General features: G+C 69.1%; 1 pseudogene. It reads right to left on the reverse strand.

Features of this window, described 5'->3' with window-relative positions:
* Window positions 1-304: pseudogene (locus B2X67_RS13355) on the reverse strand (spermidine/putrescine ABC transporter ATP-binding protein); the annotation flags it as partial.

Genomic DNA, 304 nt, shown 5'->3' on the forward strand with positions numbered 1-304 from the left:
CGCCGATGGCGATCAGTTCCGGGCGCACCGCGATGCACGCGGCGCTGCCGGCGAACAGCCGCGCGCCGCTGCCGCTCGCCGGGCTGGCGAGCTCCAGGCCATTGCCGGTGTCGAGCACCACGCGGTCGCCGTCGAGGCGTCGCACGGTGCCGTCGAAGAGGTTGGATTCGCCGATGAAATCCGCCACGTAGCGGTTCGCCGGGGTCTCGTAGAGCGCCTCCGGGCTGGCGGTCTGGATGATCTTGCCGTCGCGCATGATGCTGATCGAGTCGCTCATCGAAAGCGCTTCTTCCTGGTCGTGGGT

Source organism: Pseudomonas sp. UBA3153 (genome assembly GCF_002364635.1).
GTDB lineage: Bacteria > Pseudomonadota > Gammaproteobacteria > Pseudomonadales > Pseudomonadaceae > Pseudomonas_O > Pseudomonas_O kuykendallii.